This is a genomic window from Pseudoalteromonas sp. G5_S1_54_S4, assembly GCF_054968565.1.
Genome location: NZ_JBQKUL010000079.1, coordinates 1 through 8,246 on the forward strand (window position 1 = coordinate 1; position 8,246 = coordinate 8,246).

General features: G+C 35.0%; 7 protein-coding genes. 5 read left to right on the forward strand and 2 right to left on the reverse strand.

All coding sequences use genetic code 11. From position 1 onward, the window contains the following. Positions 1 to 955, reverse strand: a 955-nt coding sequence (locus ACTRWE_RS18370; RefSeq protein WP_462880454.1) for a PAS domain-containing protein, incomplete at its 3' end; no start/stop codon positions are given. Between the two features lie 310 nt (positions 956 to 1,265). Here ACTRWE_RS18370 and ACTRWE_RS18375 point away from each other — a divergent pair. The 5 genes from ACTRWE_RS18375 (at position 1,266) to ptuB (ending at position 7,353) form a co-directional block, all read left to right on the forward strand. After that, on the forward strand, positions 1,266 to 1,823 hold the full coding sequence (locus tag ACTRWE_RS18375; protein WP_350608484.1) for a hypothetical protein: 558 nt from the start codon (positions 1,266 to 1,268) through the stop codon (positions 1,821 to 1,823). 712 nt (positions 1,824 to 2,535) lie between these two features. Next, complete coding sequence (locus tag ACTRWE_RS18380; RefSeq protein ID WP_404489421.1) at positions 2,536 to 3,816, forward strand: tyrosine-type recombinase/integrase; 1,281 nt, start codon at positions 2,536 to 2,538, stop codon at positions 3,814 to 3,816. Positions 3,817 to 4,060: 244 nt separating this feature from the next. Next, positions 4,061 to 5,002 (forward strand): retron St85 family RNA-directed DNA polymerase, encoded by a 942-nt coding sequence (locus ACTRWE_RS18385; RefSeq protein WP_404489419.1) that lies wholly within the window; start codon positions 4,061 to 4,063, stop codon positions 5,000 to 5,002. 1 nt (position 5,003) lies between these two features. Next, positions 5,004 to 6,614 (forward strand): retron Ec78 anti-phage system effector ATPase PtuA, encoded by a 1,611-nt coding sequence (ptuA, locus tag ACTRWE_RS18390; RefSeq protein ID WP_404489417.1) that lies wholly within the window; start codon positions 5,004 to 5,006, stop codon positions 6,612 to 6,614. Continuing rightward, positions 6,598 to 7,353 carry a retron Ec78 anti-phage system effector HNH endonuclease PtuB gene (gene ptuB / locus ACTRWE_RS18395; protein ID WP_404489416.1) on the forward strand — a complete coding sequence of 252 codons (756 nt, stop codon included), beginning with the start codon at positions 6,598 to 6,600 and terminating at the stop codon, positions 7,351 to 7,353. Before ptuA ends, ptuB begins: the two co-directional genes overlap by 17 nt. 56 nt (positions 7,354 to 7,409) lie before the next feature. Here the strand turns inward: ptuB and ACTRWE_RS18400 are convergent. Beyond that, a partial coding sequence (locus ACTRWE_RS18400; protein ID WP_462880455.1) for a site-specific integrase occupies positions 7,410 to 8,246 on the reverse strand: 837 nt, incomplete at its 5' end.

Sequence of the window (8,246 nt, forward strand, 5' to 3'; positions counted from 1 at the left end):
GATCATCAATACGTGTTAAGTTATATTCTACTTCAGGCGTGGTAGTGCCCAAATCTTCTTTTATCCATTCAATTAAGTTTGAAATACCCCGCAATGGAGAGCGTAAATCATGAGAAGCTACATAGGTAAACTCCTTCAAACTTGTGTTATTTTCTTTTAACTCGGTTTCCATTCGTTTTCGTTCTGTTATATCTAACAACGACACAAATACCATGTCTTCGTCATTGGTGTTTATAAAAGGACTCAGGCCCACTTCAACTGAGAATTCTTTTCCGTCTTTGTGTAAGGCGGTTAAATCTCTGCCTACTCCCATACTTCTGACACTGGGTTCACGATGAAATGAATGGCGAAGTGCTGAATGGTGCCCTTGATAGCGATGCGGTAATAGCATTTCCATTTTTTTATCGAGTAATTCTATTTCACTGTAGCCAAAAGATTTACATAACGATTGATTAACCGCTTGAATAATGCCCGCTTGGTCTACTATTAACACACCATGAGGTGCAGCTTGAATAGAGCGTTGAAACATATTGTTAGCGCGCAGCCTTTGCGATATATCAACCAGTGTGGCTAAAACTAACTCTTGTTGTCCTTGTATCGGGTTTAAACCTATTTCGATTGGGATTTGCTTACCATTTTTTTGACTCGCAAATAACTCACGGCCTTCACCCATTAATCGTTTTCGAGGGTTAGCAAAAAACTGACTCATCAAGTGGATATGGTTCGCTTTAAATTGCGCTGGAAGTAAACTATCTATATTCTTCCCTATTAGTTCTGAGTCCTCATAGCCCAGTATTTCAGATAGTTGACTATTGGCAAAAAGGATCTGAGCATCGGTATTGACTACCATTGCCCCCATGGGTAAACAACTAACTAGTTGAGCTAAAAAGGCTTCGTCCATATTTACATTTGAACTAGGTGAATTAGATTTTTTATTTACTTTTTTAAGGTCCATCAAGCATCCCGCAAGTAAATGTAGTTCCTATAATATAGTAATAGTCGAACAAGTATTGAACAGCAAATTTAGAGGAAGATCATGTTATTTAAATGCTTATTTTAATAGTTTCTTCTTATATTTTAGCGAGCCATTATGGTTGAAAAAGGTGCATTGATTTATTTAGGTTTGGGGAATGTTGGTTGTAATGCTTATTAAGTATAGTTTGGTTTAAGGTATCCTTACGAACGTCTGCTTATATATACCACTACAATTTTGTATTTAGAGTTGCCTTGTTAATATTTCTTCTCTATAAACATGAGGGAATTTTATGCGAAAACTAGATTTAATGACAATAGTAGCTGTTGTGCTATGTGTCTGTACAGGTGTTATCTTAGGCCAGAGCTTTTCATTTGAAGTGAAGTTGAGTGATTTAATAGCACTAACCGCTACATTGATAACTTTTTTGTTTGCCAAAAATGGACTTAGACATAATGAAAAGCAGTATATGAATTCTATTAGACCAATATTACACAAGTATGAAGAATTCGATAATGACATTTTTCAGTATGAATTATTAGTGCAAAACCTTGGAACGGGCACTGCTTTAAATGTCGACTTTATAATTGACTCTAATGGAGCAAAGAGGACGATACCCGAATACATTAATTTTATATCTCCTAACATTGAAATAATCCATAGCTACATTAGCGAGCCAGCAGGCTTATCACGAGATGCTAATTACGTAATACTGAGATTAAAAGTACCTAATATTAATGAGTTAGAAAAACTAAAAGGGCGAATAGGAATTGCTAAGCTTATTTTGACATTTGATGATATTCAAGAGCAACGAGAGACTAATAGTTTTGATTTGGGGTTTAGTTTTTAAACTTTAATAAAACTTACAGGCCGCTTCATGCAGGTTTTTTATGCCTGCAAGAAAGGTCCAATATGAAACTTTTACTTAAACGCTTTCCTACACCAAAAGGTATTTTTGGCACTTTCGCTGAGTTGTACGTATAAAGGTACGTTATTTTTTTATACCGATGAGTGTGAGTGGAAAAGTAATGAAGGGTATGTATCCTGTGTTCCTATCGGGGTTTATGACTTCTTGCCGCATGAAAGCCCACGACATGCTGATTGCTACTTACTTGAGAAAAAAGCAATGCATTACCCGCTGCTGACCATTGTTTATAAAAGCGCTAGAAAAAGTAACCGAAGCACTCCTTAAAATTACTGTAAGTATTAATAATTTTCATACCTAAAACTTGAACTAAAAGTAATTATAAAAGTTAATAATACAAATGGTATTTATGAGAAAACTTTGGGTTCTGTGTAATTGCAGAATATTAAAGGGAATAAATGGTCGGTATGGAGAGATTCGAACTCTCGACCCCTGCCACCCCATAAAAATTAATGTTAGGTTTAAGTAGAAATAAGTAGCTGTAAGTAGAACCGGATATGTTTTTAAGGTTTTGTTATATATGAAATAAATTAAAATAATTAGTTGGGATTAGCTATAAGTAGAATTAAGTAGTTGAATACGGGTGATGCTACATATATGCTGCATGTAGTTTATTTTTATTCTTTTGGTGCTACATATGTCGATCGTGAAAATGCTATTAACCGATTCCTTACTAAGCTCAGTCCCTGAACCTATTAAACGAATAAATGACACAAAGTTAAGTGGTTTTCATGCCCGTGTAGGTAAAACGCAAAGTGATAAAAAACGTAAAATTGCACTTTATCTTAATTATCGTTTTGGTGGAGTTAAAGGCAAGCAACGTAATTACCTTCTCGGATACTATGGTGAGTGCGATTTAAAAGAAGTAAGAAAAGAAGTTGAAAGTCTTAAAGGTAGAATTGCTTCAGGTGAAGACGTATACGCAACAAAACAGCATGCATTAAAACAACAGTTCATTGAAGATAACTCACCCACTATAGCTGTGCTTGCAAATGAGTTTATTGAAAGAGACATAAAAGTTAATCGAAAAGGTATAGACCCAGTAATTAGAATGTTTGAAAAAGACATTTTGCCCTTTATTGGCAATTACAAACTTAAAGAAATAACCCGCCGTGAAATTTTTGAAAAGGTGCTTGATCCAATAACAGATAGAGGTGCTAAAACGCAGGCGAACAAAACGCTATCTGTCCTTAAACAAATGTTTAATTTTGGTGTAGAGCGAGATTTAATACAAGGTAACCCAATAAGCACAGTTAAAAAGAAGAGTGTGGGTGGCCTAGAAAAGTCGCGAACCAGATCGCTTGAGTTTGAAGAGGTTATTCAAGTATTTGATCGTCTACCAAAACTAGGTATAAGCCAACAAGTTATATACGCATTGAAGTGTATTACTTTAACTGGTTGTAGGCCAATAGAAGTCACAGGCGCGCAGTGGCAAGAGTTTGATTTTGATAAGATGATATGGACAATCCCTGCCGAGCGCGTAAAGCAAAATAAAGATGGCGAGAGAACCCATAAAGTACCAATTACTCAAAATATGGTTATTTTGCTTGATGAATTACGTGCAGCATTTGGCTACCTCAATTCTAAATATGTATTCCCGAGTACAGCAACCAATAAATCAGGCCCAGGTGAACAACCGATTGACAGGCACTCACTGTCACGATCTATAAGTCGGAAGTTAGAGCAACTTGGAGTACCAAAGTTTGTACCTCACGATTTAAGAAGAACAGTCGCTACTCGCTTAGGTGATACTGATATTGGAACAGATCCAATAGTGATTGAAAAAATACTGAATCACCAATTACAAGGAGTGCAGGGCGTATATAATATGCAGGAGTACATGGACGCTAGGAGGAAAGCATTGGAAGAGTGGGGAAGTAAAGTCGTTAGCTCAAACATTAATTGTAACTCGCAATAGGTTAAGTTAAAATCATTAAGCACTTTAGCGTTATTTTGGTTAGATATTAAATATTTAATCTAGTTTGGCGATGCGCCGAACTCTAATTTATTGAGTACATTCAGAGTTGCGAAATAAAACTCCTGAACTGCAATCCGTTGTTCGTTCCTCACAGCCGTTTGCAGATCAGGAGTTTGATTCCGCGTCTACTAGTAAAGGGCATCAAGTGTAACAAGGAAGTTATCACTTAAAAGTTGAGTTTAAAATGCATTTAGAGCTATCTAATTTTCTTCATAAAAAGATTCCTGAGTTTGATGCTTTTTTACAAAGCAGACCTTCAACTCACTATAAAGTGTTCAAAATACCAAAAAGAAAAATTGGCTTCAGGGTTATTGCGCAGCCAACACCCCAAGTTAAGGCTGTACAATCTCAAATAGTCTCTTTTTTAGAAAAAAAATCTAAAATACATCCGTGCTCGATGGCATACCAAAAAGGGTGCAGTATAAAAAAGAATGCTTTAGCACATTCAAACTCTGAATTTATATTAAAAGTAGATTTAGAAAATTTTTTTAATAGTATTAACCCTGAAATGTTATTTACAGCACTTGAAAATCAGTCAATAACTATTTCTAATGACGATAAATTTATTTTAGAAGAATGTTTGTTTTGGAATCGTAGTAAGAAAAGAACATCAAAATTAATATTAAGTGTCGGGGCACCTAGTTCTCCTTACCTATCAAATATTGTTATGTATGATTTTGACAGATTGATACATAAAATTTGTATCAACTTGAATGTTAATTATACTAGATATGCAGATGATTTGACTTTCTCAACAAAGGAAAAAAATGTTTTGAATGGAATAATTTCTAAAATAAGGGAAGTTTTAAAAACACTTTTTTCAAGCCAGATTATTATAAATGAGTCTAAAACTATATTTTCTTCAAAGGCTCATAATAGACACGTAACAGGCATTACACTTACAAACAACAACAAAATATCAGTAGGTAGAGAAAAAAGAAGATATATCTCGGCTCTCATGCATAAATTTAAAAACTCATTGTTAGGTGAAAGTGATATTTATCACTTACAGGGCCTTTTTTCATTTGCTTGTCATATTGAGAGAGACTTTAAAGCAAAAATGAAAAAAAAATATGGTGATGATGTCGTACATAATCTTATTAAGTATGGCTCTAAGGGGAACTAAAATGAATGGAGCGATTCGAAAGCATATTCAAAAGTCATCTAAAGGCGATTTTGTATCATCATTTCAATTGGTTAAAATTTTTTCTGGGGAGTTAGGAGAAAAATTTGTAGATGATGTTGCTGCTAATGAATATAGAAAAAAAGCAATTGAACAACTAGAGCCTAGTAAGCTTCGGATCACTAATATTAAAATAGTTAATTTTAAAGGTTTTTCTGATCTAGAGTTAAGCTTTTCTGAGAAAACGACAGTATTAGTTGGAAATAATGGGTGCGGAAAATCATCTGTACTTGAAGGTATTAAGAAGTCTATGACTCACCTTATCTCTCGTTTATCAACGAACTCTACTAATGGTGATTTGATCGAAGAACATGAAATTAAGAATAATTGTGATTTTTCTACAATTGTATTTAATTACAGTTTAAACGGTGTGAATTTCTCAATGGAGTTATCTCAAGGAAGCTCATTATCGAGTGTCAAAAGAAAAGGAAAATATACTGAAATTACAGATTTAACATCGCTTTTTAAACAAGCAAATGACCTGTATAGCGATTTTAATTTCCCTCTCTTAGCTTCCTATACTGTAGACAGAGCAAATGATGTAACAACAAAAGACATAGATAAGTCTGACGAGATACGAGATAGTCATATTTGGAATAAAGCTAAGGCATATGAGAAATCCACTACTGGTAAAGCCGATTTTAAAATTTTCTTTAGATGGTTTAAAGAACTCATTGAAGATGAAAATTCTGAAAATTCTGAGGCAAAGAGTATAAGAATCTTAATTGAGCAAAAAGAAAGGGATTTAAACAGCCCATTAATCAAGTCCATTATAAAGAAAAGTAATAAATCTGAAATAGAAAATGATGCTATAGAGCAGTACAAAAATGAGATTAAAGAATTAAAAAATAGGTTAGAGAGCCTCACTTCACAAAATAACTTATCTCTAGATATAACAAGGAGTGCGATCTACAGCTTCCTCAAGGGCTTTAGTAACTTAAAGTTATCTAGAAAACCGCTGGATTTAACTATTTGCAAGGGAGATGAGCAATTTAGTGTTTTACAATTATCTCAGGGAGAAAAAAGTATTCTTGCATTAGTAGCTGATATTGCAAGGAGGCTTACTTTATTAAATCCAAGCCTAAGTAACCCATTGGACGGTACTGGGATTGTTTTAATAGATGAGATTGATCTGCATCTACACCCATCATGGCAACAAAAGATAATAAAAAGACTTGAAGAAACTTTCAAAAATATTCAATTTATTGTTACGACTCACAGTCCTCAAGTATGCCACACAATAGATAGTGAAAATATCTGGCTTATTAAAGAAGGTGCTAAGTTTAAAGCGCCTAAAGGTGTTAGGGGCGCTGTATCTTCATGGGTATTGGAAAATCTGTTTGAGGTTGAAGAGAGACCACCTGAAGATCAATATACTCAGCTATTAAAAGAATATAAAGAGTTAGTACACGAAGATGATTATGACTCAAAGTATGCGTTGGAAGTTAGGCGTAAATTGATAAATCATTTTGGTCGTGATTATGATGTTCTCATTGAATTAGATTTGTACATTGAAAACAAGGAATGGGAGAAGGGGCTTGAGGAAAGTAAATAAATCATCAAATGATAATGAATTAACAATTTTTTCTCTTAACTATCCAGACGCAAATTGGGATGATTTCAGAAATAGTGGTGGTTACACAAGAATAAAGAAGCTAGTGTTTCAGGAACAATTTTATTTATGTGCTTATTGTGAAATTGATTTATCCGATGTTGGTCCCCACAACCAAAGAATTGAACATTTTAATTCGAAGTCTTCAGAAGATAAAAACGTCAATCTTCATTTAGATTGGTGGAATATTTTAGGTGTTTGCATTGGAGGTACTGATGGGGACAGTATTGTTGAGTTTGATCTTCCTGCAAATCTTAGTTGCGACTCTCATAAAGCCCGTTTAGAAAGAGGGAAACCGTGTCATTGGCAAGGAAAGGTCCTCTCTCCGTTATTTTTATCAGCAACTTTTAGCTTATTCGAGTTCAAAAAAAGTACGGGTGAACTTGTACCAAACTCTAAAAATTGTGAGGAAACTGTATTTGAACATAACTATTTCACATCTACATATGAATTAGTGCAAGAAACAATAAAAACCTTTAATTTGAATTGCGACAGGTTAGCTAAAGCAAGATCGAAGCTGTTTTATGAGTATCAAAGACGACTTAGGATCTGTAGACAAACGAATAATAAGGCTGTCTTAGAAAGTCTAGTTGCAAGCTGGTCTGGAAACCCACCTAGGTCTTTTCAAACAGTCAGAGATAGTATAGTAAAAGAAGCATCTATAATTATTAATAAATTGTAAGCACAGTTTATCTGTAAGTATATTAGAACAATTAATGAGCATCAATCGGTAACCCCTTATCTTAAATATACCTCAGTAATTTCAGGTCTAAAATGCCCCATTTCTTGTGAAACGGTCTCTAAGGCCGTTTTATATTTAAAACCTAACGCATTAAGCTCAACCATTCTTTCTTGAGCATAGCTATGCCTTAGGCCGTGTGCGCCAGTTGAAAAGAGTAGGGTGCGGTTAGAGGCTTTAGAAAAAGAATCGGACCATTTTTTACCACCACCAATATCGTAACGCTGAAAATAGTTAATTTCTCTATCGGTGACAATGATTGGTTGCTTGAGCTTTTTAGCTTCTAATTCCTCAACAAGATGGTTTGGTATTAATACATAGCGTATCAGGCCACCCTTGCCTGCTACAGTGTATAGCTCACCACTTCGGCCTTGCCATTTTGAATCTAAAGCAGGTCGGTTATTTGGCGGTCTTTCACTTGCTTTAGAGAGTGTTAATAGTTCATGGGCTCTTAAGCCTGCGGCGTAAGCAATTTGTGTTGCTAGTTTGTGTTTAACAGTTTGTCGTTGAGAGATGGCATGAGCTTGTTCAGGTGTATATGCACGCGAGCGTTTTATTTCTTCTAATAATGACTTCACGCGGTAAAGGGTCTGTTTCGGCTGTAACTTGCCATTGAACTGCATCATCGCTTGTATTGCTTGGCGTTCCATATCTAAGGCTTTTTGGCCAACAATCTCAGCCCTGTAATCGAGATACATGCGTGCTTGCTCTATACTCATACCCTGAATGCCGTTGATGCCGATATCTTTTGACCAGCTGGCAACCGTTTTAAGTGACTGCATATAGTTTCTAGCAGTACCTAGAGATTTTATACGCTTTGTTTTAGTTAGTCCTTT